At 55.8% G+C, this 25,902-nt stretch carries 34 protein-coding genes and 1 tRNA gene; 6 read left to right on the top strand and 29 right to left on the bottom strand.

Translation table 11 applies throughout. The annotated features are described in order from the left end of the window. Positions 1 to 149 precede the first annotated feature (149 nt). A complete protein-coding gene (rpoD, locus tag ACW9E7_RS17120) occupies positions 150 to 1,997 on the top strand; it encodes an RNA polymerase sigma factor RpoD (RefSeq protein WP_023309228.1) in 1,848 nt (615 codons plus the stop codon). A 102-nt stretch (positions 1,998 to 2,099) separates the two neighbouring features. Here the strand turns inward: rpoD and mug are convergent, their stop codons facing one another. Further along, positions 2,100 to 2,606, bottom strand: coding sequence for a G/U mismatch-specific DNA glycosylase (mug, locus tag ACW9E7_RS17125; protein WP_006812011.1), 507 nt, complete (start codon positions 2,604 to 2,606; stop codon positions 2,100 to 2,102). Between the two features lie 124 nt (positions 2,607 to 2,730). Here mug and ACW9E7_RS17130 point away from each other — a divergent pair. Next, positions 2,731 to 2,806, top strand: a tRNA-Ile gene (locus ACW9E7_RS17130). Positions 2,807 to 2,926: 120 nt separating this feature from the next. Here the strand turns inward: ACW9E7_RS17130 and ACW9E7_RS17135 are convergent. The 9 genes from ACW9E7_RS17135 to ACW9E7_RS17175 all read right to left on the bottom strand — a co-directional run bounded on the left by ACW9E7_RS17135 (position 2,927) and on the right by ACW9E7_RS17175 (position 11,055). Continuing rightward, positions 2,927 to 3,142, bottom strand: coding sequence for an ogr/Delta-like zinc finger family protein (locus tag ACW9E7_RS17135; RefSeq protein WP_032681944.1), 216 nt, complete (start codon positions 3,140 to 3,142; stop codon positions 2,927 to 2,929). A 68-nt stretch (positions 3,143 to 3,210) separates the two neighbouring features. Continuing rightward, on the bottom strand, positions 3,211 to 4,311 hold the full coding sequence (locus ACW9E7_RS17140) for a phage late control D family protein (protein ID WP_058682974.1): 1,101 nt from the start codon (positions 4,309 to 4,311) through the stop codon (positions 3,211 to 3,213). Next, positions 4,308 to 4,793 carry a phage tail protein gene (locus tag ACW9E7_RS17145; RefSeq protein WP_017441048.1) on the bottom strand — a complete coding sequence of 162 codons (486 nt, stop codon included), beginning with the start codon at positions 4,791 to 4,793 and terminating at the stop codon, positions 4,308 to 4,310. The genes ACW9E7_RS17140 and ACW9E7_RS17145 overlap by 4 nt, the downstream gene beginning before the upstream one ends. Then, positions 4,793 to 8,236: a phage tail tape measure protein gene (locus ACW9E7_RS17150; RefSeq protein WP_058682975.1), complete on the bottom strand. Its 3,444-nt coding sequence runs from the start codon at positions 8,234 to 8,236 to the stop codon at positions 4,793 to 4,795. Before ACW9E7_RS17150 ends, ACW9E7_RS17145 begins: the two co-directional genes overlap by 1 nt. Continuing rightward, positions 8,229 to 8,348 carry a GpE family phage tail protein gene (locus ACW9E7_RS17155; protein WP_058682976.1) on the bottom strand — a complete coding sequence of 40 codons (120 nt, stop codon included), beginning with the start codon at positions 8,346 to 8,348 and terminating at the stop codon, positions 8,229 to 8,231. Before ACW9E7_RS17155 ends, ACW9E7_RS17150 begins: the two co-directional genes overlap by 8 nt. A gap of 14 nt (positions 8,349 to 8,362) precedes the next feature. Continuing rightward, on the bottom strand, positions 8,363 to 8,665 hold the full coding sequence (locus tag ACW9E7_RS17160) for a phage tail assembly protein (RefSeq protein ID WP_007848877.1): 303 nt from the start codon (positions 8,663 to 8,665) through the stop codon (positions 8,363 to 8,365). Positions 8,666 to 8,719: 54 nt separating this feature from the next. Further along, positions 8,720 to 9,235: a phage major tail tube protein gene (locus ACW9E7_RS17165; RefSeq protein ID WP_007848874.1), complete on the bottom strand. Its 516-nt coding sequence runs from the start codon at positions 9,233 to 9,235 to the stop codon at positions 8,720 to 8,722. Between the two features lie 9 nt (positions 9,236 to 9,244). Next, positions 9,245 to 10,417, bottom strand: coding sequence for a phage tail sheath protein (locus ACW9E7_RS17170; protein WP_007848866.1), 1,173 nt, complete (start codon positions 10,415 to 10,417; stop codon positions 9,245 to 9,247). 80 nt (positions 10,418 to 10,497) lie between these two features. Continuing rightward, positions 10,498 to 11,055, bottom strand: coding sequence for a recombinase family protein (locus ACW9E7_RS17175; RefSeq protein ID WP_058682977.1), 558 nt, complete (start codon positions 11,053 to 11,055; stop codon positions 10,498 to 10,500). Between the two features lie 209 nt (positions 11,056 to 11,264). Here ACW9E7_RS17175 and ACW9E7_RS17180 point away from each other — a divergent pair, with 209 nt between their 5' ends. Further along, complete coding sequence (locus ACW9E7_RS17180; RefSeq protein ID WP_223998064.1) at positions 11,265 to 11,522, top strand: hypothetical protein; 258 nt, start codon at positions 11,265 to 11,267, stop codon at positions 11,520 to 11,522. Beyond that, positions 11,509 to 11,703: a hypothetical protein gene (locus tag ACW9E7_RS17185; protein WP_063408912.1), complete on the top strand. Its 195-nt coding sequence runs from the start codon at positions 11,509 to 11,511 to the stop codon at positions 11,701 to 11,703. The genes ACW9E7_RS17180 and ACW9E7_RS17185 overlap by 14 nt, the downstream gene beginning before the upstream one ends. 86 nt (positions 11,704 to 11,789) lie before the next feature. Here ACW9E7_RS17185 and ACW9E7_RS17190 read toward each other — a convergent pair whose 3' ends face one another. The 18 genes from ACW9E7_RS17190 to ACW9E7_RS17275 all read right to left on the bottom strand — a co-directional run bounded on the left by ACW9E7_RS17190 (position 11,790) and on the right by ACW9E7_RS17275 (position 22,198). Further along, positions 11,790 to 12,389 carry a tail fiber assembly protein gene (locus tag ACW9E7_RS17190; RefSeq protein WP_063408911.1) on the bottom strand — a complete coding sequence of 200 codons (600 nt, stop codon included), beginning with the start codon at positions 12,387 to 12,389 and terminating at the stop codon, positions 11,790 to 11,792. Beyond that, positions 12,389 to 13,897, bottom strand: coding sequence for a phage tail-collar fiber domain-containing protein (locus ACW9E7_RS17195; protein WP_458728144.1), 1,509 nt, complete (start codon positions 13,895 to 13,897; stop codon positions 12,389 to 12,391). Before ACW9E7_RS17195 ends, ACW9E7_RS17190 begins: the two co-directional genes overlap by 1 nt. Continuing rightward, entirely contained in the window at positions 13,894 to 14,499 is a 606-nt protein-coding gene (locus tag ACW9E7_RS17200) for a phage tail protein I (protein ID WP_014884893.1), read from the bottom strand. Before ACW9E7_RS17200 ends, ACW9E7_RS17195 begins: the two co-directional genes overlap by 4 nt. After that, positions 14,492 to 15,400 carry a baseplate assembly protein gene (locus ACW9E7_RS17205; RefSeq protein ID WP_458728145.1) on the bottom strand — a complete coding sequence of 303 codons (909 nt, stop codon included), beginning with the start codon at positions 15,398 to 15,400 and terminating at the stop codon, positions 14,492 to 14,494. The genes ACW9E7_RS17200 and ACW9E7_RS17205 overlap by 8 nt, the downstream gene beginning before the upstream one ends. Next, positions 15,387 to 15,746 carry a GPW/gp25 family protein gene (locus ACW9E7_RS17210; protein WP_033487477.1) on the bottom strand — a complete coding sequence of 120 codons (360 nt, stop codon included), beginning with the start codon at positions 15,744 to 15,746 and terminating at the stop codon, positions 15,387 to 15,389. The genes ACW9E7_RS17205 and ACW9E7_RS17210 overlap by 14 nt, the downstream gene beginning before the upstream one ends. Continuing rightward, complete coding sequence (locus tag ACW9E7_RS17215; RefSeq protein ID WP_458728146.1) at positions 15,743 to 16,321, bottom strand: phage baseplate assembly protein V; 579 nt, start codon at positions 16,319 to 16,321, stop codon at positions 15,743 to 15,745. The genes ACW9E7_RS17210 and ACW9E7_RS17215 overlap by 4 nt, the downstream gene beginning before the upstream one ends. A gap of 68 nt (positions 16,322 to 16,389) precedes the next feature. Next, entirely contained in the window at positions 16,390 to 16,836 is a 447-nt protein-coding gene (locus tag ACW9E7_RS17220; RefSeq protein ID WP_100170900.1) for a phage virion morphogenesis protein, read from the bottom strand. Then, a complete protein-coding gene (locus ACW9E7_RS17225; RefSeq protein ID WP_232964248.1) occupies positions 16,829 to 17,260 on the bottom strand; it encodes a phage tail protein in 432 nt (143 codons plus the stop codon). The genes ACW9E7_RS17220 and ACW9E7_RS17225 overlap by 8 nt, the downstream gene beginning before the upstream one ends. Continuing rightward, positions 17,223 to 17,471 (bottom strand): Rz1-like lysis system protein LysC, encoded by a 249-nt coding sequence (gene lysC / locus ACW9E7_RS17230; protein WP_232964263.1) that lies wholly within the window; start codon positions 17,469 to 17,471, stop codon positions 17,223 to 17,225. Before lysC ends, ACW9E7_RS17225 begins: the two co-directional genes overlap by 38 nt. Then, positions 17,356 to 17,784, bottom strand: a complete 429-nt coding sequence (gene lysB, locus ACW9E7_RS17235; protein WP_232964264.1) for an Rz-like lysis system protein LysB — start codon at positions 17,782 to 17,784, stop codon at positions 17,356 to 17,358. Before lysB ends, lysC begins: the two co-directional genes overlap by 116 nt. Next, positions 17,781 to 18,158 carry a DNZ54_00345 family protein gene (locus ACW9E7_RS17240; protein WP_232964249.1) on the bottom strand — a complete coding sequence of 126 codons (378 nt, stop codon included), beginning with the start codon at positions 18,156 to 18,158 and terminating at the stop codon, positions 17,781 to 17,783. The genes lysB and ACW9E7_RS17240 overlap by 4 nt, the downstream gene beginning before the upstream one ends. Positions 18,159 to 18,162: 4 nt before the next feature. Beyond that, a complete protein-coding gene (locus ACW9E7_RS17245) occupies positions 18,163 to 18,672 on the bottom strand; it encodes a lysozyme (RefSeq protein ID WP_336243031.1) in 510 nt (169 codons plus the stop codon). Beyond that, complete coding sequence (locus ACW9E7_RS17250; RefSeq protein WP_039029573.1) at positions 18,653 to 18,868, bottom strand: HP1 family phage holin; 216 nt, start codon at positions 18,866 to 18,868, stop codon at positions 18,653 to 18,655. Before ACW9E7_RS17250 ends, ACW9E7_RS17245 begins: the two co-directional genes overlap by 20 nt. Before the next feature lie 3 nt (positions 18,869 to 18,871). After that, positions 18,872 to 19,075, bottom strand: coding sequence for a tail protein X (locus ACW9E7_RS17255; RefSeq protein ID WP_039029574.1), 204 nt, complete (start codon positions 19,073 to 19,075; stop codon positions 18,872 to 18,874). Further along, complete coding sequence (locus tag ACW9E7_RS17260) at positions 19,075 to 19,539, bottom strand: head completion/stabilization protein (protein ID WP_336243032.1); 465 nt, start codon at positions 19,537 to 19,539, stop codon at positions 19,075 to 19,077. The genes ACW9E7_RS17255 and ACW9E7_RS17260 overlap by 1 nt, the downstream gene beginning before the upstream one ends. A gap of 93 nt (positions 19,540 to 19,632) precedes the next feature. Continuing rightward, on the bottom strand, positions 19,633 to 20,283 hold the full coding sequence (gpM, locus tag ACW9E7_RS17265; protein WP_325802150.1) for a phage terminase small subunit: 651 nt from the start codon (positions 20,281 to 20,283) through the stop codon (positions 19,633 to 19,635). A 3-nt stretch (positions 20,284 to 20,286) separates the two neighbouring features. After that, entirely contained in the window at positions 20,287 to 21,348 is a 1,062-nt protein-coding gene (locus tag ACW9E7_RS17270) for a phage major capsid protein, P2 family (protein WP_458728147.1), read from the bottom strand. A 16-nt stretch (positions 21,349 to 21,364) separates the two neighbouring features. Continuing rightward, positions 21,365 to 22,198: a GPO family capsid scaffolding protein gene (locus ACW9E7_RS17275; RefSeq protein ID WP_336243033.1), complete on the bottom strand. Its 834-nt coding sequence runs from the start codon at positions 22,196 to 22,198 to the stop codon at positions 21,365 to 21,367. Positions 22,199 to 22,340: 142 nt separating this feature from the next. Between ACW9E7_RS17275 and ACW9E7_RS17280 the strand changes: the two genes are divergently transcribed. Further along, positions 22,341 to 24,107: a terminase ATPase subunit family protein gene (locus ACW9E7_RS17280; RefSeq protein ID WP_336243034.1), complete on the top strand. Its 1,767-nt coding sequence runs from the start codon at positions 22,341 to 22,343 to the stop codon at positions 24,105 to 24,107. Further along, on the top strand, positions 24,107 to 25,144 hold the full coding sequence (locus ACW9E7_RS17285) for a phage portal protein (RefSeq protein WP_309264428.1): 1,038 nt from the start codon (positions 24,107 to 24,109) through the stop codon (positions 25,142 to 25,144). Before ACW9E7_RS17280 ends, ACW9E7_RS17285 begins: the two co-directional genes overlap by 1 nt. Positions 25,145 to 25,191: 47 nt before the next feature. Here the strand turns inward: ACW9E7_RS17285 and ACW9E7_RS17290 are convergent, their stop codons facing one another. Beyond that, positions 25,192 to 25,887 (bottom strand): hypothetical protein, encoded by a 696-nt coding sequence (locus tag ACW9E7_RS17290; RefSeq protein WP_309264429.1) that lies wholly within the window; start codon positions 25,885 to 25,887, stop codon positions 25,192 to 25,194. Positions 25,888 to 25,902 lie beyond the last annotated feature (15 nt).

Here is a 25,902-nt window from a genome sequence, read left to right on the forward strand (position 1 = left end):
TTTAACGGCTTAAGTGCCGAATATCGATCGGGAAGCCCCCGGCAGCCGCACTGAGAGGCAGCGGCAAAAATATAAGTACGCCCTCGCTTTAAAGGTTGGCAGCCCCATCGCCGACACCAATCAAACGAATTAAGTGTGGATACCGTCTTATGGAGCAAAACCCGCAGTCACAGCTGAAACTTCTTGTCCAACGTGGTAAGGAGCAAGGCTATCTGACCTATGCCGAGGTCAATGACCATCTGCCGGAAGATATCGTCGATTCAGATCAAATCGAAGATATCATCCAAATGATCAATGACATGGGCATTCAGGTGATGGAAGAAGCACCGGATGCCGATGATCTGTTGCTGGCTGAAACCTCCAACAACACTGACGAAGATGCGGAAGAAGCTGCTGCACAGGTACTGTCCAGCGTGGAATCTGAAATCGGGCGTACCACCGACCCGGTCCGCATGTACATGCGTGAAATGGGTACCGTTGAACTGTTGACCCGCGAAGGCGAAATTGACATCGCAAAACGCATCGAAGACGGGATCAACCAGGTTCAGTGCTCTGTCGCCGAGTACCCGGAAGCGATCACCTATCTGCTGGAGCAGTACGATCGCGTTGAAGCAGAAGAAGCGCGCCTGTCCGACCTGATCACCGGTTTTGTCGACCCGAACGCTGAAGAAGATATGGCACCTACCGCCACTCACGTCGGTTCTGAACTGTCTCAGGAAGAGATGGATGATGACGAAGACGAAGATGAGGAAGAGAGCGACGACGACACCGCGGACGATGACAACAGCATCGACCCGGAGCTGGCGCGTGAGAAGTTTGCCGAGCTGCGTACCCAGTACGAAGTGACGCGCGACACCATCAAAGCGAAAGGCCGCAGCCATGCCGCCGCTCAGGAAGAGATCCTGAAACTGTCTGAGGTATTCAAACAGTTCCGCCTGGTGCCAAAACAGTTCGACTACCTGGTAAACAGCATGCGCGTGATGATGGATCGCGTACGTACCCAGGAACGCATCATCATGAAGCTGTGCGTTGAGCAATGCAAAATGCCGAAGAAGAACTTCATCACCCTCTTCACCGGCAACGAAACCAGCGAAACCTGGTTCAACGCGGCTATCGCGATGAACAAGCCGTGGTCTGAAAAACTGCACGACGTGAAGGACGACGTACATCGCGGCCTGCAGAAACTGCATCAGATTGAAGAAGAGACCGGCCTGACCATCGAGCAGGTTAAAGACATCAACCGTCGTATGTCCATCGGTGAAGCGAAAGCCCGCCGCGCGAAGAAAGAGATGGTTGAAGCGAACTTGCGTCTGGTTATCTCTATCGCCAAGAAATACACCAACCGTGGTCTGCAGTTCCTGGATCTGATTCAGGAAGGCAACATCGGTCTGATGAAAGCGGTAGATAAGTTTGAATACCGTCGTGGTTACAAGTTCTCCACCTACGCAACCTGGTGGATCCGTCAGGCTATCACCCGCTCTATCGCGGATCAGGCGCGCACCATCCGTATTCCGGTGCATATGATTGAGACCATCAACAAGCTCAACCGTATCTCCCGCCAGATGCTGCAGGAGATGGGCCGCGAGCCGACGCCGGAAGAGCTGGCCGAGCGCATGCTGATGCCGGAAGACAAGATCCGTAAAGTGCTGAAGATCGCCAAAGAGCCAATCTCCATGGAAACACCAATCGGTGATGATGAAGATTCGCATCTGGGTGATTTCATCGAGGATACCACCCTCGAGCTGCCGCTGGACTCTGCCACCACCGAGAGCCTGCGTGCCGCGACACACGACGTTCTGGCTGGCCTGACCGCTCGTGAAGCGAAGGTCCTGCGTATGCGTTTCGGTATCGATATGAACACCGACCACACGCTGGAAGAAGTGGGTAAACAGTTCGACGTTACCCGCGAACGTATCCGTCAGATCGAAGCGAAGGCGCTGCGTAAGCTGCGTCATCCAAGCCGCTCTGAAGTGCTGCGTAGCTTCCTGGACGACTAATCTGTCCTGACAGTGAAAAAGCTCCCAATCGGGAGCTTTTTTTTGTTTATTCCCTCTCCCTTTGGAAGAAAGTTAGGGGTGAGAGCATCAGGCAGCAGGGGATTAAAGCCCCCGCACCATCAGCGCCTCATCAAGCTCCCTGTAGGCCTCCACCAGCTTATCCAGCGTCGCCCTGTTGAGCCCGCTCGGATTCGGCAGCACCCAGACCTGCGTCACACCGATAGTAATGTTCTGCTTACCCCACTTAGCGCCACGCTGGCTGAAAGCCTGCTCGTAGGCCTGCTTGCCGAGGATCGCCAGCGCGGCCGGCTGATAGTCTTCTATTTTCTTCACCAGCTCACGCCCGCCGCTTCGCAGCTCATGGAGGTTGACCTCACTTGCCTGTACAGTCGGGCGTTCGACCAGCATGGTAATTCCGCAGCGCGTGTCCAGCAGGTGCTGCTCCTCTTCGGGCTTGAGTAGCCTGTCGGTAAACCCGGCCTGGTAAATCACCTTCCAGAAGCGATTCCCCGGATGGGCGAAGTGAAAACCGGTGTGCGCCGAGGACTTGCCCGGGTTAATTCCGCAGAACACCACCCGCAGGCCAGGGGCCAGAATATCGTTGATCATCTTTACTCCCGCTGATACATCGTTATGGAAGTATAAAGGATTGATTATGCGTTGTTTATAAAAACAGCAGGCAGGTGCGAATGGCTGGATTGCTGCGGGGAGTTACTTTATAATTCACCGCCACGGCCCCTTAGCTCAGTGGTTAGAGCAGGCGACTCATAATCGCTTGGTCGCTGGTTCAAGTCCAGCAGGGGCCACCAAATTTTAGAAGCAAAAACATATAGTTAGGCCACTCTCGCGAGTGGCCTTTTTGTTTATTTAAAACCCATTGGCAGCAAAATGGCAGCAGGCGTTTCATAAAAAAACCCGCTAGCAGCGGGTTAGTAAGAAAGTTGTTGCTGCAGACCCTTCGGATGCGGAGGTGCAGAACTGATTTTTTGAGGGCGGCAAACAGACCTGACGAACGTTTCATGAGTAACAAAAGTGTGCCCACATTCAATATTTGTGCACTGGTTATAACGCTCTTTGGTTTGGCGGGAAACTTCAAAGCTGCTGCGTGTATGTGCGGCCTGACCACACAACGGACAATTCATCATTTTAGTCTTTTCCCCACTTTTGCTGTAATCGCAATAATGATACAACATAATTCCATTTTGTGAAGTAATCATTCCATTTCTAAATCATTAATTCTCACCTCAAGTTCTAGAGTGGTCATGAAACCGCTATCCGCGCTGACATTATGCGTCAGTGTGGTAATGGTCCACTCCGCATCATCAATGGGCTGCTTAAAGCCGCTAACCTTCACTGGCATTTCGGTGTAGAGATCGGCACGCCCTTCTGCGAGTTGCAGGGAAAAGGTTGCAACCCCGCGCTGCAGGCGCTCCCACTGCATCTTAGCGGCGCGCTCCGCATTGCTGCGGTTAGCATAGGTCCGGTTGAGGACCAGCACGTTTTCATCCGTTCCAACCAGGTAATCACCCTGCTTTGCTTCCGGCTCCTTTGTCACAGTGTTTTTTTTTCGACGGCGCTTAACCTTTGCCGTCTCTTTTTTCTTTGGCTCACGAGTATGCAGCCAGCTGGCAATTACCCCCGTATAGGCATCGCGATCGGCCAGGGTAAAACGATGACCGTCACCGGCCTGACGGGTTATGGTGATAACCGGCAGCGGCTTACCGCTTGCCGTTCTGCCCTGCCCCTGGCGGATAAACAACAGATTGCCGTCCTTAACGGAGGCTATCGCCCCATACTGCCGCGCCAGCTTCATCAAAAAGCTGGCGTCGCTTTCATTTGTCTGGTCAAGATGATCCACAGGCTTGTCCATCAGGTCCTGCCCCAGCGCCATCTTTAATTTATGCCTGGCGGCGATTTCCTTCACGACTTCGCCCACCGTTGTCTGGTGCCAGGACTTTTCACGCCGCGTGTTCAGGGTTTCACGGAAATCTGCACTACGCGCGCGAATTGTGAGACGGTCAGGCGCGCCGCTGTGCTCAATCTCATCGACAGTAAAGGCCCCTTTTGGAAAAAGCGGCTGACCTTTCCACCCCAGCGCAAACTGAATAATGGCCCCCCGACGCGGCAGAACGATTTGCCCGTCCGAGTCGTCCAGTTCCAGATCAAGCTGGTCCGCTTCAAAGCCCCGGTTATCCGTCAGCGTCAGACTCATCAGGCGCGCATCCAGCACGGTAGTCACATCTTTACCTTCAATGGTGATGCTGAAACCGGGGGTTTTGCTGTTCAGGTTCAGGAGTTCAGAGCTGAAATTCACTGCAGTAACCCCCCAACCGTATTTTTCATATTGCCTATCGCAGAGGTGGCGGAGTCCTGCAAATTACTGAGCTGATCGCTGAGGCTGCCAAACATATCAGACAGCGATTCATCCACCCGTTTCAGGCTCAGCGAAAATTCGATACGCCGGGGCATACCGCTCTCAAAAAATTCTGTTTTTGTCTGGCTCAGACTCTCGATCACAAACATGCCGTAAATCGTCCCGCTCCCCTCAATCAGAGGCCAGGCTTTCCCCAGCTCCGCCATCTGCTCCAGCGCCAGCAAAGACAGCCTGCCGCCGGTTATCTCCGGTAGCAGGACGCCGGACAGAGTAAGCGAATCGTTATCCGGCCCAAGAAACTGCGTTGACGGGCGCCGGTTAACCCGGCTGTTGGCTGCGTGCCGCCAGCTGCGCTGATACTGCAGCTCCTGATAGGGCACGGTTCGCAGCATGAATACGTACAACCCCAGCACCATCATCATTATTCGTAACCCCCTCGATCACTGAAATTACTGCGTGTTTTTGCCCTGGCCCTGCGCTCACGCTCATCAAGCTGCCGGGCCACCTCGCGGGCGATATCCTGCGCGCTTTGCCCTGGCTGGGCGACAATATGAATTGGCGCGCTTATCTCGTACTTAATGACCTGCGGCTGTCTCTCTTCCTTCGCCGACGGCGCCGGTTGCGTCCTGACAGGTACACTGTACGGATGAAGTGGTGCGGCTTCTGCCGGGGCCGCCGCCAGGCCCATCACGCCAGCGACGACGGAAGCGAACACCTTCTGGCGCATAGCCATCGGGTCAGCCCTCTTATCCGTGATTTCCGTAATGGCCGGTGCTGGCATGACGGCAGCAGCGATATCAGCCAGCTCCGCAGCCCGTTCCCGACCAGGAAGATTTACCGGGGCGTTAACAATCTCAGGTGGCAGTATTAACCTGCTTTCAGGCCGTTGCTCCGGGCTGGCTGTTACATCACGAACGGGGCTTACTGTTGCCGCCAGTTTCACCAGCTCAGTTGTGCGATTGATTACGGGAAGATTTGCCGGGCCGTTCACACTATCAGGCGGCAGAACCATCCCGCGTTCAGGACGTTGTTTAGCGCTGGCCGGTTCCGTCCGCGAAGGATTGAGCGTTGCCGCCACCCTTGCCAGATCAGCAGTCCGTTTCCTGCCGGTGACATTGGCGGGCCCGTTAACAATCTCAGGGCCATTCTCACCCACGATGCCGAACTGGCCGCGCGGAATGGTACCGCCGCTGTCGTACATGCCAGCAAAACCCATCGGCGGAAATCCGCCAGGCGGCAGCATCACTTTACCGTCTGTGTTTACCGTGGCTGGTTGCTGCCGCGTGACCTGCTCAGGAAGCTTCGCTTTGGCCGCCTCCTTGCTGACGATGCCGAGTTTTTCAAGCAGCCAGGACACGCCCGATTTAAGCGAATCCAGCGGGTGCATGACCATGTTTAGCCCTGCCGCCAGCGCTTCCCCAAACTGCCGTCCCATCGACGCCGCGCTTTGCAGTTCTGCAGAGGTGGATTTAACCGGCGTCAGAAGATCAGTAAACCAGCCCCACAATGCCTGGACCTTATCACCTATCCACTGGAAAACAGGCTGCAGTGGCTCAAACGCCGCACTGATAGGCGCAGCTGCAGCTTTGAATCCTTCAACCACTCCGCCTAAAAATGCGCTTATCGGCTGCCAGTATTTCCAGACAACCAGCGCCACGCCAGCCAGCGCCGCCACAACGAGCCCTATCGGACTAAGCAGGGCGCCCAGCAATCCAGAAATCCCGTACAGCGCAACGCGAAGGAGGGCCAGCGGGCCGGACGCCAGAAAACGCAGCACGCCACCGGCTGCGGATAATCCCCCGCGCAACGCGGCCAGCGGATTCATTACCATGCCGAGAATGTTGCGAATACCAGACATTCCGCCGCGAAGGAGAGCAAGCGGCGCACCGGCCAGCGCTTTCAGCGCATTGCCAGCCAGCCCGGCAGAACGGCGCAGGGAGTTAAGGGGAGACGCCAGCAATCCGGCGCTGCTGCCGGATGCAGCCAGGCCACGGCGCAACAGGGAAAGCGGCGCATTTGCCAGCCAGGACAGCGCGCCGCCGGTGCGGGTCACTGCAGACATAACGGAGGGGAGTGTTTTTACACCCAGCACGGACAGGCCAAAACGGATCACCGCCAGCGGCCCCAGCACGGCAGCCACGGCCACCGCCAGCGTGCCGAGCACAACGGTGATCGCAGCTGTGGCTGCAGCCACTTTCATCAGTGTGCCCGCCAGCTGCGGGTTAGCCTCAACCCATCGACGTAGTGCCCCGGTAACGTTTTTGACGTATCCCATGATATCCATCAGCGGCTGGCGCAGGGTTTCACCCAGGCTACTGAAAGCGTTCTGCGCGCCCGTTTTCACAAGCAACCACTGTGCGGAAAGTGAATCCTTATTGATATCGGATTCTTTCTGCATGGAGCCGTTAGCCTCAGTGCCTGAGGTGAGTTTCAGCTGTCGCTGCAGCTCCGGCAGGTTGTTTGCAAGCTTCGCCGCATCATCGCCAAACTCCTTGCCAAATATCATCGTCATGGCGGACAGGCGTTTATCCTGCGGCAGCTTGTTGACCTTCTCCAGCACACGCTGAATGGTCCCCATTGCGTCCTTTGTCATCTGCTTTTCAATCTCTTCTGGATTGAGTTTCAGCAGATCCATACCTTCCATGAACCGCTTGCTCTGCATGGTCGCAATAGACAGTTCGCGCACCATCGCATTTGATGCGCTGGCGGCAATTTCAGGCGCGGCGCCCAGAGACAGGAAGGTGGAACCCAGCGCGGCCGCTTTTCGGAAATCAAGCCGGTCGGCCACGCCCCCCATGCGCTGCAGCACATTGATGATATCGCCGCCCTTAGACATGGCGTTATCGTCCAGGTAGTTCAGGGCATCGCCAAGCTGTTCAATATTGCGGGTCGGCACTTTATACAGCTGCGCGATTTTCCCCAGCCCTTCCGCCAGCTCATCAGCGGGCAGCTCGAATGCCGTTGCGGCCTTTGCTGCAGTGGATGCAAAGGCCAGCAGGTCACGCTTCTGATCTTCGTAAGAATCGTTCTGGTTTGTCACGCCCATGCGGGCGCCACCTTCAACCAGCGCGGCATAGTCAATAGCGCCATTCTCCATCGGCAGCTGTTCACTGGCGGCCTTAATGGCATCCTGCATGTCGTAAAACTGTTTTGTGCGGTTGCCGTTGTCGTCCCGCAGCCCGTTAACCTGCTTCGCCACGCCTTTCATCGCATCTTCCATGCTGGCATAGCTTTTAACGGCAGCCATCACCGGCGCGCCCATCGCCAGCCCGGCGGCAGTAGTTGTTGCTCCGGCACCCGCGATACGATCCCGCACCTCAAGGCGTCGCGAATACTGATCGCGGACGGCGTTCATACGGGCCTGCTGCTCGCCCAGGCGTTTAAGGGATTTCTGCTGTCGGTCCAGCGCCTGCCGGGTTTCGTCGGCATTCTGCCGCAGCTCACGCTGCGCACTGCTCAGCTTTTTGGTGTCCAGTCCGGCCTCATTGAGCGCAAGACGCTGACGCTGCACCGACTGACGCAGACCGTTGTATTTGCTCTGCAGCTCGTTAACGCGGTTTTTTGCCTGCTCCAGCAGACGAGCCTGCGCCGCCGTCGGGCGGTTAGTGGCCGAGAACTGTGTGGCAAGCTTCGCCGCTTCTTCGCGTGCGGCCTTAAGACTGTTGCCGGTGACGGCCAGCTGCGCGCTTGCCTTGCGGAAACCATCAATACGGCCCGCCTGGGCGTCCAGTTCTTTTAATCTTGCGCGGCTTTGCTGAATGGCGGTAGCCAGCTCTTTAGAGCTGGCCTGCGCTGATCGGAATGGGCGGGTGAGCTTATCAACCGCATTTAGAATTACCTGCAAACGCAGGTTAGTATCACTCATCGCTGACCCCGCTTCTCTGAATCGCTTTATGCCTCCACTCCAGCACTTCGGTCAGCGGCATAACGTCAGTGACGGACGGCGGCCAGTGAAAAATGGTGGCGATATCAGCCACCAGGTCTTCTACCGTCAGGCTGTCGGCAAACCGGCAAGCACCGATTTCTTCAACAAAAAAGTGACCACCTCAACCGACAGCGCGGTGAGATCGGCGGGGTCCATTTCGGCCATTTCCTGAGCGGTCAGCGCGGGCGTGGAGATGCGGGGAATAATCGTCATCATCGCGCCGACGTCCATATCCATGATCGCCTGCAGACGGGTGCCACGCAGCGCGCCGGACTGCGGCTTGCGCAGCACAATTTCGGCAATTTCGGTTTTACCGCGTTTGATTGGGGTGTCCAGCTGTACGGTTTTTTCAGTCAGTTGTTCGCTCATTGTCATTTCCTGTTAATAAGGTACTGGCGCGGCTGCCCGCGCCGTTAAAGTAGATCAGAGGCCCAGGGCGTTGCGGTGCTCTTCCATCAGGTCCACGCCATCAACGATTTCAATCATGTTGATCACATCAACCTCATAGAGCACCTCGCCGTTAATGGTCAGCTTCGCGTAGCTGTTGGTGCTGCTGACTTTTGTGGTGTTGCTCTCGCCGGTTTTCCATTCGCCGGAATCGACTTCTTTATGTCGACCGCGCACAACCAGCTCAACGGCCTGCACTTCGCCGGTATCGTCACGTTGAATGGAGCCGGTGAAACGCAGCTGGATGCCGTCAACGGTGGCTTTGCCCATCTGCTTGAATAACAGCAGTTCGGTGCCACCGATTGAAAATTCCGTATCCAGCGCGCCATCATCCAGCCCCAGATCAACATCAGCCGAACCGGGCATACCGCCGCCGCGATACTTTTCAAACTTGCGGCCGAATTTTGGCAGGGTCAGGGACTCAACGATCCCCTGATAGTTATTCCCGTCGTTAAACAGGTTCAGGTGTTTTAACTTGCGTGGTAAAGCCATATTGTCCCCTTACGCGCTGACCTGGCTGGAGAAATCCAGCAGATACTGATCGGTGATGCGCTGGCGCAGCATCAGGTTTTCCAGAGGCGGTACCGGCGTATAGTCGTAATCGATAGTGAGCTTCCCGGCTTTCAGGGAATCTTTATCGTTTACGGACTCATCCAGCCAGCAGTCGGCGCCGATGATGTAGCCCTGCGTTTTCAGGTTGCGCAGTTTGGCGCGAATACCTTCGATAATGTCGCGGGCCAGCGACGGGTTAAGCACGCCATCCACCGCCCACATGTGCGCTTCGGCGATTGTGTCAGCCAGTACCTGCGCGGTGCGGGTGTAGTTTTCAAAGGCAAACAGAGGATCGTCACTGAGGCAGCGGGAGCCCCAGAAGCGGAAACCGTCTTTGCGGATCAGCGTGGTGACATCGTTCTGGTTCAGCAGCCCCGCATCGGTTGCAGGATCCTGCAAATCCCAGAACACATCAGCAGAAATGCCGGTGACGCCGTTCACACCCACGTTGGACAGCGATTTGTGCCAGCCGGTCTGCTCATCAATTTTGGCACGCAGGCCAAGCGCGCGGGCTGAGGCGTAAGCCGTCGCGTCTGCATTCAGCACGGTGTCAAAACTGATGAAATCAGGCCAGATCAGCATCCCCTCGCGCTGGCTGAAATTAGCGCGGTAGGCAATGGCCTCCTCTACCGTTTTGCAGCCGTAGGCTGACAGATAGGCGAACCCGCGCAGACTCTGCGCCACGCTCAGCAGCTCAGTGGCAACTGCCTGCGTGTCGTGCCCCGGCACGCCAAGAATGCGCGGCTTAACGCCGAGCTGGGACTGCGCAGATAACAGCGCTTTCATCCCCGTTTTTTTACCGTCGGCTGTCACGCCGCCGATAATGTTGGAGGTTGTTTCCGCTTCGGTTTCACCCTGTGCAACGCGCACAACGACGGTCACGGGTTTGGCCTGGTCGGCAATTGCATCCAGCGAGCGGGCCAGCGTGCCGGACTCGCCTGCTTTACCGCTGGCCGTCAGCACGTCGGTAAGCAGGACCGGTTTATTGAGGGGGAACACGGACGCATCTGCATCATCGCCGGTACAGACCATACCGACAATTGCCGTGCTTACTGTTGAAATAGGGCGGGTGCCATCGTTGACCTCAACGACACGCACACCGTGGTGATAATCCTGAGCCATACGGCGAACCCTCCGGTGTTTAGGTTTCGCCCTATGGTGAAGTGAATCAACTTTGTAGACAGCTTCGCTGCATTGTCCTGTTATCCATACAATGCCGCAGGGAATTTCCGGTAGAGTGTAGACATACCCACATCAAAAATTAATGCGACACGTTGCCGCGACTCTCCTGCTTCCAGCAGTCTCCCCGCCTGCGCCCATTGTTCCGCTGTGAGTTTTGGCCGCCTGCCACCAATACGTCCTTGCTGCCTGGCCGCTGCCAACCCGGCCCGGGTGCGCTCAACGATTAGCTCACGTTCCATTTCAGCAAGGGCTCCCATAACATGGAAAAAGAAACGCCCCATAGGAGTTGATGTGTCAATGCTATCGGTCAGGCTGCGGAAATTTATCCCTCTCCCGCGCAGTTCTTCAATCAGAGTAACAAGATGTCGCATGCTCCTGCCTAATCTGTCCAGCTTCCAGACTACCAGCGTGTCACCGTCTGAGAGTGTGCGCAGGACCTTTTTTAGCCCTGGCCGATCTGAGGTTTTTCCGCTCATTTTGTCCTCAAATATCAGCTCACATCCTGCGCACTCAAGCGCATTTCGTTGTAAAGCTGTATTCTGGTCATTTGTTGACACCCTCACGTAACCGATTTGCATGATTTTTCGCCCATAAAAAAGTGGTGAATGATGCCACCATTTTATCGAGCATGGTCATTTCTGACTGTACTGCAGAGAATGGCCAACACGGACAATCATGACCGTGGTGGATAAAAAACCTTGGTTTGGGAGGAGCTAAATACGTAACCAGTCGAGGAAGTAACGCAAATGGAGCTTGGGTAATATGGTCGGATGGAGCCATTGAGGTTATGGGGTATGGTGTAATCCTTGATAACGGCCTGGCAACGGTTAATTACCCAATTGCGCTGCCAGGTATAAGCCGCTATATCAGCATTGCCGAACGTCTTTCTGCTGATCCCGGCACTACGCCAAACTATGCTCATTCATCAATGATCATTGATGCTTTAACAACAAATGTCGGTTTCAAAGCTCGTTGCACAATGGCCGCAACGGGTGCCCCATCAAATAATGGTTTTTCGTGGAGAGTTTACTATGCGCCTATTTAATCCGATCACAATGACGGAGGTCATTCATGGTTTCCACGATACTGGAGGTGCTATTCAACTCCCTGAGGATAACTGGTTTTTCAGAATACAAGAAATACCGGAGGGAATGCGGCTTGCAGTTAATGAAAAAGGCGAACCAATCCTTGTGGAAATTGAATCTGATGTCTCTGGCAACGAATAAATGAATACGTTTTCTGGCTGAGTGCTGAAAATATCAGGTGCTGCTGATGATTATTGACACATCAAAAGCACCCGATATTGAATGACCTATACCTCGGGTTTCGGTGGAAGGTTAAGATTCGGAGCGGTATCGGTATCAACCTTAGTTAGCTTATAACGATACCGCTGCCATTCAGTCAGTCGTGGGATATCTTTATCATCAATATAGCCTCCAGCCTGAGCATCTACCAATGGTGCGATAATTGCAGACGCTTCCGCTAGCAATGCAGTTTTCTGCTGTTCAGCCTTTGCCACATCCGCAGAGTGTTTCGCTTTTGCGTCGGTTATCCACTCGCTGCCATTCCACTTATCATATGGCGTTCCAGGGGCTTGTGTCGTCGTATCTTTCGGATAATCACCCGGTAGTGAAATCGTGACTTTCTCACCTGACTTTGTGCTATATACAGTTTTACCGCGATGATCAGCGATGTACTCCCATCCGTTTAAGTCAAAGGTGCGGCAAATAGTAAAACCTTCTTTAATTTCACCAGGCGCATCAATGCATGACAAGGCTGGAATACCTACACCTTCCGCTAAATATTCAACCGATGAGGAAAGATATTCGCGCGTCTCACCATCGTAGTTAAACACAGTTATATCACCGGTCACTGTAGCAATAAGCTCATTGTTTAATTTTGCCTTCGCCATTATGCGGCCCTCACGATGTAGTTAAATGCGATGTTACGGGGGCGGGCTGAAACATAAGCCCACCAATCGTAGCGTTGCGAATTTGCCGAACTACCGATCCATTTTTTTCCTTTGATCTTTTCCCATTGTGCTGCGGTTATTACATCGCCAAACCCATAGTCGGATGACCCGATTGAACTTATATCCCCCGTATCATTGTCATCAAAGCCCGAAACAATAGTACCTTCCTGGAATGACAGCAGCCCGCGACCAGCGTCAACCCCACGCCCGTCATCCCAGCCTCGGATAAACTCACCGCGTAAATCAGGTAATCTGAGTGCAGGATAAGCCAGAGCCAATTTCGGATATTGGGAAGCCGCGAACGCCGCACCGTTGCATTTGAGCCACCCCGTCGGTGGAGTTGCTGACGGCCACGGAACGGGGACGCCAATCGGCAAAGCAGAGCCTTCTCCCAAACCAAGGTATTCGATAATCCCATCCGCTGTCTTTCCAGACAAAGTTGTCAGCGTGCTATCAAGAGGCTGTTTACCTGCCAGAGCATTTGTCATGGTGGTTGCAAAGTTAGGATCGTTTCCTAATGCCGCCGCCAGCTCGTTCAGGGTATCAAGCGCCGCAGGTGATGAGCCAACAAGCGCAGCCAGAGCTGATTTTACGAAAGCAGTAGTGGCAATTTGCGTATTGTTGACAGTCTGCGCAGCCGTGGGCGCTGTCGGCGTCCCGGTCAGGGCAGGGCTTGCCAGTGGGGCTTTGAGTGCAAGCGCATTATTAATGGTGGTGCTGAAATTAGGATCGTTGTTGATAGCCGCAGCAATTTCTTTCAGAGTGTCCAGCGTAGCCGGGGCACCATTCACCAGGGCGATCAGAGCCGCCTGCACAAACGCAGTTGTGGCAAGCTGAGTGGTATTGTTACCTGCAGCTGCAGTCGGGGCTTTTGGGGTGCCGGTAAAGGTCGGGCTGGCTTTTGGCGCATATTGCGTATGCGGATCAGCTGCAGCAAGATGCGCCGCCATCAGCTCATCTACATACACCTTTAGTTCCAGCACCTTGTCATCCACATATTTTCGGGTAGCCAGCACTACGGACGGATCAATTTTCAGCGTAATGTTATCTGTGCTGCTGGTAATCAGTACCATGCGCACTGTCTGCGTGCGGCCGCTTCCCTCTGCCAGCTGCGGCTTATAGCTCTCCGGGCAGTTCCCCACTGCGATCAGCGCGCCCGTTTCATCAAACAGCCCAACCTCACGAATCCACCAACCGCCCTCAGTTTCAGGAATCACCTGCTCAGCAATAATCTGGCTGCTGTTCTGCGGATCGATGTAAAGCATGTTCAGGTCAGCGCGCCGCTTTTCGGAAACCAGCTTCGTCTGCTGTGCGCTGGGAGTTGGAAGCACGCCGCCGCCATCCCCCACCGCCATCTGGGTAATTTTCAGCGGCACACCGAGCGCGGCAGCGCTTGCCAGTTTCGCCGCGCCAATATCCGTCAGCAGGGTATAAAATTTTGCGCTCATGGGTTCACTCTCATTGTGTCAATAACATGGACGGCGCCGCCCTCGTAGGCAGTGCCACCGGAAATGATGGTTTCGTTGATATACGGGTAAATCGTGATTTCTTCGCCGGTGTAAGTGGCAGCCCCAACAAAATATGGTCCGCTCGTCTGCAGATTTATGGACATGCCGATCAGATGCCGACTGCAGGGTTTGGCGTCACCAATCAGGCGCTCCAGCTCCAGATAAGTTTCCTCTGTTATGCCCTGGTCCTGCACCCCAATATCCAGACGAAACGTGCCCGGCGCCTCGCCGGTCTGCCACCATTCAATGATGCGGATCAGAAAGCCGAACGGCTCCACCACACGCCGCACAGCGCTGGTTGTGCCCTTGTGCTGATGGATATAGAAAGCATCCTGCACCACACGGCGCTTCACGCTCTCAGCCCATCCTTCGTCCCAGCGATCAACCGAAAAGGCCCACGCCAGATACGGCAGAAACTTGACCGGGCATGTTGCCGGGTTCCATAAATCCCGCAGCGGCACCTGCAGATCGGAAATGCCGCTGCAGGTCTGAGCAAGTCGACGCTCAAGCGGCGATGAGCCAGGAGGAAGCAAACTATTCATCCGTTCCCCCGTTGGTTACGCTCCATTCCGTACATGAAGCGGCTTGTGTCTTATCCAGCACCACATCAGCGAGCGGCGAGGCCAGCTCAACACGCTGCACACCTTCAACATGCAGCGCGGCATAAATAGCACTGCGGCGAATATCACGCCCCAGCCTCGTCTGGCTGGCGATATATTTCTGCAGGCTGGCTTTTGCCGCCTCCATCACCGGCTCAGCTTCTGGCCCCGGGTAAAGAAAAATCGTCGCATCCACGCGGTACGGAATAATTTCAGCGCTGCGCACCGTCAGACGGTCAGCAATCGGCCGCACGTTCTCACTGTTAAGCGCCTGTTCAACCACTGCCAGCAGATCCGCCGCTGCCGTTCCGTCGCCCTCACGGCTCAGCACGGTAAGCACCACATCCGCCGGTGCCGGGCTGGTTGCGCTGGCGTCAGCCACTCGCCCGTCAGCGCTTTTAGCGTGAAACTCATAGGCAGCCGTTGGCCCCGCCACGGACAGCCCCTCAAATGCAGCAGGAACACGCAGGCGCAGCGCCTCATCACTTTCCATCACCGCTGCGACCGGCGGCACCGCGTCGTTATCCGCAGGTGTAACCGTCAGCCGTTTCACGTTGTAGTTGGCCGCCATCTGATCGAGATCGCCGCCAATTGCATAAGCCACCATGACCGCCTGCGCCGCCTCGTTAATGCGCTGGCGCAGGAGGATTTCACGATACGCATTTTCCTGCAGGAGCTTGGTCACGGGTTCAGACTCCAGCTCAAGCGTGCGCCTTACCGCGTCCTGCTCGTCTGCCGGATAAAGGGTCATAAACGCGGCTTTCCGTTCGTTTAGCAGCGTTTCAAAATCCGGCACATCCACTATCTGCGGGGCGGGCAGCTGGGAAAGGTCAATGACTGCCATTGTCTGCTCCTGTTGATACCGAAAGTGAAACCGGTGCACCGTTATCACGCTGCCCGGTAAGCTCAACCACCATCGAACCATCAAAACTGCTGTTTATGGTGATAGAATCCAGGGTAAGCCGTGGTTCCCAACGACTCAGAGCCACATAGACCGCAGACATTACCTGCAGGCGCAGCGCCGGGTTCTGCGGCTGGTCTATCAGTTCAGACAGAAGCGAGCCGTATTCCCGGCGGGCAATGCGGCTCCCCTGCGGGGTCAGCAGAATATCCCGGACCGACTGGCGCAGGTGGTCCGTGTCGGTAATGGTCCTGCCGTTGCCCTGACTCATGCCGATATAAAGCGTCATACCGGGCCTCCTGATGTATCACCGCCGGACTTAACGCCGGTATGACCGTGTTTATCGACTACGATCCCGTTAGAACTCATGGCGCCGCCGCCCTGGGTGACGCCACCATTGATCACCACCTCGCTGTTTATGCGCGTGTTGCTTGCTTCCACCACAAATTCCCCCGTTTTCAGGGTTATGTTATCTGCAGCCTCGATCACCATGGATTTGATGCCCCGCACATGCCAGCGGCCGGTCGCAGATTCATATTCAAACCAGCCACCGTCCGGGTATTCCGTTACGCAGCCGTCCACTGAGTCCGACGGCGGCGCGAACTGGTTGGAATAGATCGCAGGTAAGGCAAAAGCGGTTTCCAGATTGCCGCCCATACTCAGCACCACCACCTGCTCATCCGGCGACGGGCACCACCATGTACGGGCACCACCTGCGCGCAATGTCAGCCAGTTAATCCAGTTGGTTTCAAGCTCGCCCACTTTCACCCGGCACAGCCAGTTTTCCCGGTCCACTTCGGTTACGGTGCCGGTGCGGATCAGGTTGGTGATAAGACGCATGATTTCGGTTAGTTGTGCGTTCATAACGAAAGGTTGCCATCAGAGGGAAAAGGGAGGCAGCGTTGGGTTTTGTGCCGTCCGTGACACAAATTTCACTCCGACAGCCAGCGCAACAGCGTGTCACGGGTGATGGTTTCCACCTCATCATTCACGCCCAAAAGACGGCGTGCCGGGTACCGGGCCTCCGGGCCGTTGCGTCTGACTCGATCACGCAGACCATAATGGTGAACACGGGCGATGCGCTGGACTTTCCCATCAAACTGCACGCTGGCAGAGTCCGCAGTGGCTGCGGTTTTCAGGTATTTAGTGGTGCGCAATTTGGCGAACATCTGGCGCTTGATGCGCCCCTTTTTACTTCTGGCCGTCACCCGGCGCGGCTCAAAGGCGGTGCCGTCTGGATTGCGCTGCAGCCTTATATTTTGCTGCTGCGACCGGCGCAGCTCCTGCGCCAGTTGTCGCATCATACGGTTGCGGGCTGCCGGTTCCAGATTCGCCAGCAGGGCCGCCAGCCAGTCATCCACCCTCTGCAGGTCATCCACGTTTCACCGTCCACATTTCTTCGGGTACGTCGGGTTCCGGCACCGCTTCAACGCTCGATACGGTGCCATCTGTGCTGACAATCACGCGCTCCGTGAGCTGCAGATTGAGGCTGATATCACACAGATCGTTGCTCAGGATATCGACGTCAAAGGTAAAAAGTTTTTCGCGCAGCTCCGGGTTGTTGATAGCGTCCGGTTGATTGTTCACCAACCAGAGCAATACGGGCGCCATCACTAGATTCTGGTTGCCGCTAAAGTCTTCAATCACCACGTTCAGGGTGTAGCGATATTCCCATGACATTGAACGGGCGCCGGTTGCGACCAGCGAACCGTTATCAACAAAAAGGTGCAGTTTGTCCGGGTTGTCACGGACATACGCCACCGATTTATTCAGGGCGTTGCGTAAGGACTGCGGCTTGTTCACGATCTCGCTCCTGACACGCTATGATCGTGTCCACTTTGTCAGCACATACTGCCCAGGCGGCCTCAGTCTCATCCAGCACCTGGTTCAAATCCCCATTACTGCGCGGCGCTGACCTGTCCAGGCGGCATTGCGTCACTTTTGGACAACCACTCACGGTAAGCTGCACCTCCGGCGAGAGCCGGGCGCTCCCGCAGCCGGATAATGTCAGCAGGCAAAGGAGTGTCAGCCCAGCGGCGTAAATCCTCTTTTTCACGTTTTAGCTCCTCGATCCGGCGCTGGCGACTCCGCAACAATGCGGAAGTCTCCTCCGCTGCAGCATAAAGTTGCATCTGCGCCCGGCTGTTGGTTTCGGTAAGAATGGACAGGCTGATGAGCTGGCTGTTTTTCTTCGCCAGCTCCTGCTTGTTCTTTTTAAGCGCCTCAGCCTGCGTCCCGATGGTGTGACCGGCATTGTTAAGCTGCCATGACTGCCAGCCCAGCAATGCCAGCACCAGAGCCAGCACTACCGCCAGCGCCCGCATCAGGCTGCTGCCGTCTTTGACAGCTGAGAACGGGCAACCCGGTAAACCAACAGCGTCAGTAAATAAAACACCAGGGTGATGACCCAGCCGGACCACGCAAGGCAGACAACAATCAGGATTTTCATCAGCCAGCTGAGCAACGGCTTATCCGGCGCGGTAAAGAATTTCCTGAGCGACTCGTTGAGGGATTGTTTTGCTGTACCTCCGGCAATTGCGCCAAGCACGCCGCATAAGGTCAGCGCCCAGGTTAAAAGACTCATAACCCAGACAGCGGCGGCAACGAGGACCGGGGCGCTGCTGCGTGGATAAAACAGCGCGGCCATCAACAGCACCACCCATGTGATCTGAAAAAACACGTTCATGATTTTCTTTTTCATTGCGTTACGCTCCTTTTAAGCACCAGGCCAGCTCCCGCGCGCGGCGGTTCTCCAGCCCTTTATTTTTCTTGCCATTGACGTAAACCCAGCGCGGCAGCTCGTTGCATGCCTGCCACCACTGCTGGCGGTTGATGTAGGACACCATGGTGGATCGGCATATTGCGCCGGTGCCGACGTTGAAGCCTATGCTTACCAGCGCATCGTAAACATGCTGCGGTGGCCTGACCTTCAGGCACGCATCCAGCCTTTTTTCCGTCAGCATCACATTGCTGATTAATCCCTGCGCCGCCTGCCGTTCCGTGATGGTTTTGCCTGGCACCACGCCTGACGTATTGCCGATCCCGTCAGTCCAGACACCCGCGCTGCATTGGTAAGGCTGCAGGCGGCACCCCTCAAAATCGGCTAACAGCTTCAGCCCCTCGACGGAGGTATTCAGCGACTGGAAACCGGGCAGCGTGGTGGCGATAGCCAGCACCACCCCGACAAGGCAGCGTTTAACGATTGAAGGATTCATATTCCCCCCGCGTGATTTGCCCGTCCCGCAGCAGCTGGTAGGTTTTGTGCTTGTAGTACCAGTTGATAGCCAGCATCAGCACACCAATCAGCACGCCACCAACCGTTGAAGCATCCTTAAGCGACAGATCGCCCAGCCATGCCAGCAAAACAGCGATGCAGTACGTGATAAAGGCGCTGATTCGTTCAAGCGTCATAATTCAGTCCCATAGCTGGACGGTCTGCGCCGTGGTTGTCGCCGGAATATCCGGCAGCTCCACCTGCAGCCCGTGCGGTAAAAAAGGGCCATACTCAGCCAGCCCCGGATTTGCCTGCAGAACCTGCTCGGTGACACCCTGCGTGCGCCCGTAATGACGCCAGCAAAGCGCGTCCACCGTGTCATACTGGTGCGCACGCACTTTCATCAGATAAGTTCCACCGTGCAGTGCGGTGCATCCTGCACCCGGCTGATAGCCCATCGGGCATCACGCCACAGATCGCCGCTGGCCTCCTCCAGCTCCTCCCCTCGCTTTACCCCGGACGCCGTGGCGTCATAATCCTGGTAACGCTCATTGAGCACGGCGCGCGCCCAGCAATACACGGCGTTAAGGTAGTGCTGGATGCGCTCACTTTTGCCGTCCAGCATTTCCGCCGGCACGTCAGCCAGATCCCGGTAGCCCAGCATCTGCTGGCGGTTGCGGAAGTCGTACAGCTCAGCGTTCACTTCGGAAATGGCTGTCAGCGCAACCTGCCTCAGACGGGGCTGCGTCACCGTGCCGTCAGTGCGCATCACACTGCGAAATTCCGACAGGTCCACATCAGGCCAGAACGGCGTATTTTTAATAACGTCCGCCTGTTCCGGTGCCTGTTCTGGCGCAACAAACTGCATGCGGCTTTCTCCTGAAATAGTGGGCGGTGGACGGGGTTTTGATGTGGCAGTGCCTTTCGCCACCCCGTGCCGCCCGTGCGCGGGGCACGCTCGTTAGCGGCTGTCACTGCGCAATCTGCGCTCCAGCTGCTGCTTTTCTTTTTTCACGCCGCAGCGGGGATCGAGCTGCAGCGCATGGGTAAGGTGATTCAGGGCACAAGCCGGGTTGCTTTCGGTCAGTACCGCGCCGATGGCTTTGTGCAGGCGTGCCCGGGACTGGTCCGGCATATCCAGATCGGTAGTCAGTTCCAGCGTCTGCAGGAGCAGATCGGCATCAAAACCGGCGGCGGCCAGCAGGGCGCCTTGTGCGGCGTCCGCCATTTCTTCCGCCAGAACGGTCTGCACGTTGCGGTTGCCCAGCGGCATCACCCAGCTATGGCGCAGCGCATGACGCCCGATCTCCAGCGCACCGGCATAATCACCGGCATCGATACGCCACAGCATCACGTACATCAGCACGTCATCCTGCTGCGCACCTCCGGCAGCCAGCACGCCCTCCGCCCAGGCGGCATACTTCGGCAGAAGCTCCACCTTGATTGCCGCCTTTTTCACGGTGGACTGGACACCCTTAAGGCGGCGGCGGTCTTCTGCCAGCTGCAACAGCATCAGGTCATAGCCGGACGCATGGCGAACACTGCCGCCCTCCCGGGCGGCCTGTTCGGCCTGAATGCGCAGGCGGTGCTGCCGTGCGGGACTCAGGCTCATGCGTTACTCCCCACCTTCCGGCGCAGCTGGCGCGCTGAAATCACCGATTTCGATATTTTCGACCAGGGCCGCGCAGCGGTAGTCTTCAATCACGTACGCTTCGTTGACGGATTCGAAGTTTTCAATCCGGTCACGTTTCGGGTTGTCGATAACAGAACGGCGGCGGGTGTCCTCCTGCCAGTAGATGGACAGGTTATCCAGACGGGTGATCAGCAGGGCATTGGCCGGGAAGAACGGCGCACGCACCGCCTGCAGGCCGCCCATGCGTTTCTGGCTGATAATCAGATCGGCGGCGATTTTCTCGCTGTTTTCCTGCTCTTTGTTAACCAACGGGAAATACTTGTCAGACAGCAGCTCGCGGCCGCAGATAACAACCAGCTCGTCATCATCCTGGTAAACCACGTCGATCAGCTCGTTAACCGCATCCATCACCACGGCGTCCAGGTTGGCATAGTCGCCGCCCTTGCCCACCTTCACCGCGCCTGCCGTGGTGGTGCCGTCCTGGGTGGTGCTGCCCATAACGTGGTCCGGCGCGTCTTCGCGGATTTTCTGCAGCCAGCCCTTATTCACGTCCTGCAGCAACGGATTTTCTGCGCGGTTGGAGGTTTTGGCGCGCTTCACGCCGTTAAAGCCGATCATGATACGGTCCAGCGCCTGGCGCTTGACGATGGCGTTACGGATACGCACCTGGAAGTCCTGGAATTTCGCCCACAGGTCCAGCTTTGCGTAGGTTAGCACCGTGTCAAAGTTGGTCTGTTCGCATTTATATTCCACGTCCTCCATCAGCATCGGATCGGTAGGTTCGCGCTCTTTGGTGGTGGTGTCGGTGGTTCCGGCAATGGTGGAGCCAACGCCCAGGCCAAGCAGCTGGCCGGACTGCTCCGCAACCGGCGTGATGTTAATCAGCGTCAGAAAAGCGGCGGACTGCTGGATCTGGTCTTCCAGCTTCTGCTGCACGGACGGGTCCACGGTGAACTTGCTGGAAAGTTCTTCCACTTCCACGTTGTTCAGGCGTGCCAGCTGCTGCAGGTAGGCGTTAAAGGCAAAGCGGGTATTCTTTTTCATCGGATTTTATGCTCCATCAGCAATTGGTCAGGGTGCCTGCCGGTGCGTCACCGCCCGGCGCGCGCTGGCGGTAATCTTTACGGCTGTCTTCACGGCTCAGCTGCTGCTCAAGCTCGGCAAAGGCGGCCTGCTGCTCCTGCAGCGAGGATTCAAGCTCAGAAATGCGCGCGTTCTGGTCGGACAGGGATTTATCGGTGCGCTCGCTCAGGTTCTGCTGCTCGGTGGCGACCAGCTCGACGGCTTTGTGCACATCTGAGAAACGCGCATCATCGGTCTGCTCTTTTTTGGTAAACAGGGCGGTGACGCGGGCAAAGAGGGACGGCTTTTCGTCCTGGGTTTCTTCCAGTTCGATCAGCGTTTCTTCGGCGGCGGTAAACAGGTTTTCAGGACTCTGCTTGCGGTTTGCCAGCGGGTTGTGCGCGGCGCTGGCGCTGAAGGTCAGCATCTCAGTGCCCAGGCTCGCCGGATCGTCAGTGGCGGCCAGCCCCACAAGGTAGGCTTTGCCGGTGTCGGCAAACTTCGGGCTGACTTCCATGGAGGTGAAAAGCTTCTGGCCTTTCTTGACCAGTTCAACCAGTGCGCTGGTTGGTTCTACGTCGGCATACAGTGCCATTTTGCCCTTCAGCGGGCCGTCCAGAATTTCTTCAGCAACCAGCGCCGTCACCCTGCCGTATCGGTTGAAGGTGCTTTCCGGCAGATAAGACTTGATGTGCTCAAGGTTAATCTGCGCGGTGTAGACCTCCGGGTTGTAGCTGGCCGCCATCTGCTCCAGCCATTCGCGCTGGATTTCGCGTCCGTCGGTGGTGGCACCTTCCACCCCGATGCGGAAACGCTTTGCTTTCACTGTCATGAGCCGTGCTCCGTTAGAAAAAACTTACTGGAGCCTTATGTTTGCGGCGATGGGGGGAGTGAAACAACGCGCGGCGCTTGTACGGTCCGCCACACAAACCGCAGCCGGGGAAAGCCGCCGGGCAAGGCCGTATGTTTGGGCCATGAACACGACAATGACCCCCGCAGACCTCGATCCCCGTCGGCAGGCCATGCTGCTGTACTTTCAGGGATACCGCGTAGCCCGCATTGCTGAAATGCTGGGCGAGAAAGTTGCAACCGTTCACAGCTGGAAGAAGCGCGATAAGTGGGGCGAGTATGGGCCGCTGGATCAGATGCAGCTCACCACCGCCGCGCGCTACTGCCAGCTCATTATGAAGGAGCAGAAAGAAGGGAAAGACTTCAAGGAAATTGACCTGCTGGCGCGCCAGTCAGAGCGCCACGCCCGGATCGGTAAATTTAACGATGGCGGCAACGAGGCAGATTTAAATCCGAAGGTTGCCAACCGCAACAAAGGCCCGCGCCGCCAGCCCGAAAAGAACGTTTTCACCGACGAACAGATCGAGAAGCTGCAGGAGGTTTTCCACGGCTCGATGTTCGCCTACCAGCGCCACTGGTACGAGGCAGGCAACCGCCACCGTATCCGCAACCTGCTTAAATCGCGCCAGATCGGGGCGACCTTCTTTTTTGCCCGGGAGGCGCTGATTGATGCCATCACTACCGGCCGCAACCAGATTTTTCTCTCAGCCAGTAAGGCGCAGGCGCACGTCTTCAAGCAGTACATCATCGACTTTGCTAAAGAGGTGGATGTTGAGCTGAAGGGCGACCCGATGACGCTCAGCAACGGCGCGTGCCTGTACTTCCTCGGCACCAACGCCCGCACGGCGCAGAGCTACCACGGCAACCTTTACCTGGATGAATATTTCTGGATCCCGAAATTCCAGGAGCTGCGCAAGGTAGCCTCCGGTATGGCCATTCACAAAAAGTGGCGGCAGACCTACTTTTCAACCCCGTCCAGCCTGACCCACAGCGCCTATCCGTTCTGGTCCGGCGCCCTGTTCAACCGGGGCCGTGCCAAAGCGGACAAGGTGGATATTGACCTGACCCACGGCAATCTGGCCCCGGGCCTCCTTTGCCCGGACGGTCAGTACCGCCAAATCGTCACCGTGGAGGATGCGGTGCGCGGCGGCTGTAACCTGTTCGACCTGGGCCAGCTGCGCATGGAGTACAGCCCGGACGAATACCAGAACCTGCTGATGTGCGAATTCATTGACGATCTGGCGTCAGTGTTCCCGCTGAGCGAGCTGCAGGCGTGCATGGTGGACAGCTGGGAAGTCTGGTCCGACTTTCAGGCGCTGGCGCTGCGTCCGTTTGGCTGGCGTGAAGTCTGGATCGGCTATGACCCGGCGAAAGGTACGCAGAACGGCGACAGCGCGGGCTGCGTGGTCATGGCTCCGCCTGCAGTGCCAGGTGGAAAGTTCCGCATTCTGGAGCGTCACCAGTGGCGCGGGATGGACTTCCGCGCCCAGGCGGACGCCATTAAAAAGCTGACCCAGCAGTACAACGTGACCTATATCGGCATCGACTCCACCGGCGTCGGCCACGGCGTCTATGAGAACGTTAAGGCGTTCTTCCCGGCTGTGCGGGAGTTTGTCTACAACCCCAACGTAAAAAACGCACTGGTGCTCAAGGCATACGACATTATCAGCCACCGGCGCCTGGAGTTTGACGCCGGACACACCGACATCGCGCAGTCATTCATGGCTATCCGCCGCGCCACCACCGCCAGCGGCAACCGCCCTACCTATGAAGCCAGCCGCAGTGAAGAAGCCAGCCATGCCGATCTGGCCTGGGCGACGATGCACGCATTGTTTAACGAACCGCTGCAGGGCGAATCCGCCAATACCAGCAACATTGTGGAGATTTTTTGATGGGCAAGAGTAAGAAAAACCGCGCTGTAGCTAAACAAAGCGCTCAGCAGAGCGGCGGCGTATCGGCAGAAGCATTCAGCTTTGGCGACCCGATCCCGGTACTTGACCGCCGGGAATTGCTGGATTATGTGGAGTGCGTGCAGATGGACCGCTGGTATGAACCGCCGGTGAGTTTTGACGGGCTGGCGCGCACCTACCGCGCCGCCGTGCATCACAGCTCACCGATTGCCGTTAAGCGTGACATTCTCAGCAGCACCTATATCCCGCACCGTCTGCTCAGCCAGCAGGCCTTTTCCCGTTTCGTTCAGGACTACCTTGTATTCGGCAACGCCTACCTTGAAAAACGCACCAACCGGCTCGGCGGCGTTCTCTCGCTGGAGCCAACCCTGGCGAAATATACCCGCCGCGGCGTTGACCTGGACACCTACTGGTTTGTGCAATATGGATTCACCACGCATCCCTACGAATTCACGCCTGGAAGCATTTTCCATCTTCTTGAACCTGATATTAACCAGGAAATTTACGGGCTCCCCGGCTACCTTTCAGCCATTCCGTCCGCCCTGCTCAACGAGTCTGCCACGCTTTTCCGCCGCAAGTATTACATCAACGGCAGCCATGCGGGCTTTATTATGTATATGACCGACGCCGCGCAGAACCAGGAGGATGTGAACAATATCCGTCAGGCCATGAAAAGCGCCAAGGGCCCTGGCAACTTCCGAAACCTGTTCATGTACTCGCCCAACGGCAAAAAAGACGGGATTCAAATCATCCCGCTGTCAGAGGTGGCGGCGAAGGATGAATTTTTAAATATCAAGAATGTGAGCCGTGATGACATGATGGCCGCGCACCGCGTACCGCCGCAGATGATGGGCATCATTCCCAACAATACCGGCGGCTTTGGTGATGTAGAAAAGGCCAGCCGCGTGTTTGTACGAAATGAATTAATACCCCTTCAAGAAAGGATTAAAGAACTCAATGAATGGTTAGGGGATGAAGTCGTTAGATTTGCAAAATATACACTTGACGACATAAGCTAATTTTTTATAAAAGATGGTGTCATCATATAACGATGACACCATCGTACTTAAAGCTTATCAAGTTCCATACATGATATGGCATCATTGAAAATCGAAAAATACTCGTCAGGAACCACTGCAGAAGCCCCACTGGTTAATTCAAAGCTAATCTTTGAATCAAGGTAAAACCCTCCAGCTTTTATTTTATCGAGCTTGAATTCGCCATCTCCAACAAAACTCTTCAAATCATGCAAAGCATCGCCACTAGAATTCAGCTCCAAACATGCCCTTGTTTTTTCAGTGACTGGAAGATTTGACACCTTCACTTTTGAAATACCAAACACTTTCACGCCGAAATTTTCGCGAATGACCTTCATGAAACCTTTAAGATCTACGGTTAAATTTCCGTAAGCAACATTTAACCCTTCGACCTGAGACAAAAAATCGATAAAAGGTTTAACTGTTTTTGGAGGATTGTAAAAAGTTAACAAACATATCTTATTGCTGAGGGTTTGGATAGAAAAACTAATCTGATCAAACACAACCCTTTCGAATTCCAGCACCTCACCAAATGGATCGGCAACCGGTTCTAAAACTAAAGATTTTTTATTGAAAGTTGCAGCCATACCATTATGAATGGTTTCATACTTAGTAAAACCAGCACCAATAGCATCTGAATAAGGCGTGTTTTTGATAAAATCAAAGACAGCCTCAGGGCTGGTCCTGATTTTCAATCTCATCCACTTCAATCTTAATTGTGACATAGCCACTCCTTATGA

This window comes from Enterobacter sp. H2G27 (assembly GCF_054403075.1).

What these genes read in the sequence shown, in the direction of transcription:
- ACW9E7_RS17190 (WP_063408911.1), bottom strand. Translation starts at nt 12,389, where the DNA reads ATGGCGAAGGCAAAATTAAACAATGAGCTTATTGCTACAGTGACCGGT.
- ACW9E7_RS17245 (WP_336243031.1), bottom strand. Translation starts at nt 18,672, where the DNA reads ATGAATCCTTCAATCGTTAAACGCTGCCTTGTCGGGGTGGTGCTGGCT.
- ACW9E7_RS17240 (WP_232964249.1), bottom strand. Translation starts at nt 18,158, where the DNA reads ATGAAAAAGAAAATCATGAACGTGTTTTTTCAGATCACATGGGTGGTG.
- ACW9E7_RS17290 (WP_309264429.1), bottom strand. Translation starts at nt 25,887, where the DNA reads ATGTCACAATTAAGATTGAAGTGGATGAGATTGAAAATCAGGACCAGC.
- ACW9E7_RS17180 (WP_223998064.1), top strand. Translation starts at nt 11,265, where the DNA reads ATGGGGTATGGTGTAATCCTTGATAACGGCCTGGCAACGGTTAATTAC.
- ACW9E7_RS17275 (WP_336243033.1), bottom strand. Translation starts at nt 22,198, where the DNA reads ATGACAGTGAAAGCAAAGCGTTTCCGCATCGGGGTGGAAGGTGCCACC.
- rpoD (WP_023309228.1), top strand. Translation starts at nt 150, where the DNA reads ATGGAGCAAAACCCGCAGTCACAGCTGAAACTTCTTGTCCAACGTGGT.
- ACW9E7_RS17215 (WP_458728146.1), bottom strand. Translation starts at nt 16,321, where the DNA reads ATGAACGCACAACTAACCGAAATCATGCGTCTTATCACCAACCTGATC.
- ACW9E7_RS17280 (WP_336243034.1), top strand. Translation starts at nt 22,341, where the DNA reads ATGAACACGACAATGACCCCCGCAGACCTCGATCCCCGTCGGCAGGCC.
- ACW9E7_RS17145 (WP_017441048.1), bottom strand. Translation starts at nt 4,793, where the DNA reads ATGATGATGGTGCTGGGGTTGTACGTATTCATGCTGCGAACCGTGCCC.
- ACW9E7_RS17175 (WP_058682977.1), bottom strand. Translation starts at nt 11,055, where the DNA reads ATGCAAATCGGTTACGTGAGGGTGTCAACAAATGACCAGAATACAGCT.
- ACW9E7_RS17135 (WP_032681944.1), bottom strand. Translation starts at nt 3,142, where the DNA reads ATGATGAATTGTCCGTTGTGTGGTCAGGCCGCACATACACGCAGCAGC.
- ACW9E7_RS17270 (WP_458728147.1), bottom strand. Translation starts at nt 21,348, where the DNA reads ATGAAAAAGAATACCCGCTTTGCCTTTAACGCCTACCTGCAGCAGCTG.
- ACW9E7_RS17205 (WP_458728145.1), bottom strand. Translation starts at nt 15,400, where the DNA reads ATGGCAGTCATTGACCTTTCCCAGCTGCCCGCCCCGCAGATAGTGGAT.
- ACW9E7_RS17165 (WP_007848874.1), bottom strand. Translation starts at nt 9,235, where the DNA reads ATGGCTTTACCACGCAAGTTAAAACACCTGAACCTGTTTAACGACGGG.
- ACW9E7_RS17150 (WP_058682975.1), bottom strand. Translation starts at nt 8,236, where the DNA reads ATGAGTGATACTAACCTGCGTTTGCAGGTAATTCTAAATGCGGTTGAT.
- ACW9E7_RS17200 (WP_014884893.1), bottom strand. Translation starts at nt 14,499, where the DNA reads ATGAATAGTTTGCTTCCTCCTGGCTCATCGCCGCTTGAGCGTCGACTT.
- gpM (WP_325802150.1), bottom strand. Translation starts at nt 20,283, where the DNA reads ATGAGCCTGAGTCCCGCACGGCAGCACCGCCTGCGCATTCAGGCCGAA.
- ACW9E7_RS17260 (WP_336243032.1), bottom strand. Translation starts at nt 19,539, where the DNA reads ATGCAGTTTGTTGCGCCAGAACAGGCACCGGAACAGGCGGACGTTATT.
- ACW9E7_RS17170 (WP_007848866.1), bottom strand. Translation starts at nt 10,417, where the DNA reads ATGGCTCAGGATTATCACCACGGTGTGCGTGTCGTTGAGGTCAACGAT.
- mug (WP_006812011.1), bottom strand. Translation starts at nt 2,606, where the DNA reads ATGATCAACGATATTCTGGCCCCTGGCCTGCGGGTGGTGTTCTGCGGA.
- ACW9E7_RS17255 (WP_039029574.1), bottom strand. Translation starts at nt 19,075, where the DNA reads ATGAAAGTGCGTGCGCACCAGTATGACACGGTGGACGCGCTTTGCTGG.
- ACW9E7_RS17160 (WP_007848877.1), bottom strand. Translation starts at nt 8,665, where the DNA reads ATGAGCGAACAACTGACTGAAAAAACCGTACAGCTGGACACCCCAATC.
- ACW9E7_RS17250 (WP_039029573.1), bottom strand. Translation starts at nt 18,868, where the DNA reads ATGACGCTTGAACGAATCAGCGCCTTTATCACGTACTGCATCGCTGTT.
- ACW9E7_RS17285 (WP_309264428.1), top strand. Translation starts at nt 24,107, where the DNA reads ATGGGCAAGAGTAAGAAAAACCGCGCTGTAGCTAAACAAAGCGCTCAG.
- ACW9E7_RS17195 (WP_458728144.1), bottom strand. Translation starts at nt 13,897, where the DNA reads ATGAGCGCAAAATTTTATACCCTGCTGACGGATATTGGCGCGGCGAAA.
- ACW9E7_RS17210 (WP_033487477.1), bottom strand. Translation starts at nt 15,746, where the DNA reads ATGACGCTTTATATCGGCATGAGTCAGGGCAACGGCAGGACCATTACC.
- ACW9E7_RS17185 (WP_063408912.1), top strand. Translation starts at nt 11,509, where the DNA reads ATGCGCCTATTTAATCCGATCACAATGACGGAGGTCATTCATGGTTTC.